The sequence below is a fragment of the Enterococcus sp. 3H8_DIV0648 genome, from assembly GCF_002140655.1.
Classification (GTDB): Bacteria; Bacillota; Bacilli; order Lactobacillales; family Enterococcaceae; genus Enterococcus_A; species Enterococcus_A hulanensis.
Map to the genome: position 1 here is coordinate 1,272,020 of NZ_NGLG01000002.1, position 1,636 is coordinate 1,273,655.

Here is a 1,636-nt window from a genome sequence, read left to right on the forward strand (position 1 = left end):
AAAATTATAATGTAGTCATTGAGCCAGATGATCATCCAAGAAAAAGTGATGAAATCCCTGATTTTGTCGCATTAAGTTTCTTTTCTGGAGCAATGGGACTAGATATTGGATTGGAAAAAGAAGGAATAGAACCGTTATTGGCATCAGAAATTGATAAAGAAACAAGAAAGACGATTCAAGCAAACAATCCCGATATTGCATTAATCGGTGACTTAGCAAAATATAATGCGAAACAAATTTTAGAATATGCTCGAATTCCTAAAGGAACCTCAATAGATTTGATTTTTGGAGGCCCTCCTTGTCAGGCGTTCTCTACAGCTGGAAAAAGAAAGGCTTTTGAAGATGATAGAGGAAATATTTTTTTGAATTTTATTCATTTAATCGGAGAAATGAAACCAAAATATGCCTTGATCGAGAACGTTAGGGGATTATTATCGGCAAAGTATCCTATTGAGGAGTTTGGAGAACCTGTTAAAGGAGGAGCTTTATTTTATGTAGTAAACTTACTAAAAAGATATGGTTACAGTGTATCTTTTGAACTATATAATTCGGCGAATTTTGGTGCACCACAGGTTCGTGAACGTATCATACTATTGTGTAAGTTAGGAAAGAAAAAGGTTCCATACCTAACTCCTACGCATTCTAATTGTACTGAAACACATTTGAAACCTTGGGTAACTCTTGGAGAAGCTTTGGAAGGTATTGAAGATAAAGAACAACATCATGTAGATTTTCCAGAGAAAAGATTAAAATATTTTAGACTTCTTAAACAAGGACAAAATTGGCGTAACCTTCCAGAAGATATTCAACCAGAAGCAATGGGTAAATCATTTGGTCTAGGTGGAGGAAAAACTGGATTTTATAGAAGATTAAGCTTTGATAAGCCATCGCCAACTTTAGTTACCCATCCTGCAATGCCGGCAACTGATCTATGTCATCCAATTGAAGATCGGCCATTGAGTATTGAAGAATACCGACGTATACAAGGATTTCCTGACGATTGGAAGTTCTGTGGTAAAATCACTGATATATATAAGCAAATTGGAAATGCAGTACCTATTGAATTAGGAAGAGCAGTTGGCCGTACTATTCTGGCTGATGATAGAGGGGAACAACTTCCTATCTATCCAGGATTTAAATATTCACGTTACAAAAATACTAATGAAACTGATTTTATGAGTCAGATAGAGATACAAAAAAAGAATGAGCAACTAGAATTAGTTTTTTAAGGAGAAGAAAAAACTCGCTTAAGCATTGTAGCTTGCTTAAGCGAGGCACTTTTTTTAAAGATTCAAATAATCATTACGAATCTTTGCTTGGTATTCATCTCCAAGCTCATCGAAAATCTGAAGTAACTCTAAGTATGTATTAGGGTCATTACCGACTTGATTCCAAAAGTCACTACCAATTAGTACTGCTGATGAATTGTTCATATCGAAAATTTTCTTTGGAACTGACCAAGAATAAAGCTTTGATTCTCCAGATGGGTTATAAGGTAGAGCAAAAAATGCTAGTGAATCTGGCTTTGCTGTCATTGTACGCAGCATGTCCCGTTTAGCAATTTCTGTTTGATCCAGGTTTGGTTTGACTGTTTTAATGGAATAATACTCTTCAGTTCCATCTGTTCGTTTTATAT

At 35.2% G+C, this 1,636-nt stretch carries 2 protein-coding genes; one reads left to right on the forward strand and one right to left on the reverse strand.

What is annotated here, in order from left to right:
* A partial coding sequence (locus tag A5875_RS22250; protein WP_088935737.1) for a DNA cytosine methyltransferase occupies nucleotides 1-1,229 on the forward strand: 1,229 nt, incomplete at its 5' end.
* A 54-nt stretch (nucleotides 1,230-1,283) separates the two neighbouring features.
* Here the strand turns inward: A5875_RS22250 and A5875_RS22255 are convergent.
* A partial coding sequence (locus A5875_RS22255; RefSeq protein ID WP_141108389.1) for a TdeIII family type II restriction endonuclease occupies nucleotides 1,284-1,636 on the reverse strand: 353 nt, incomplete at its 5' end.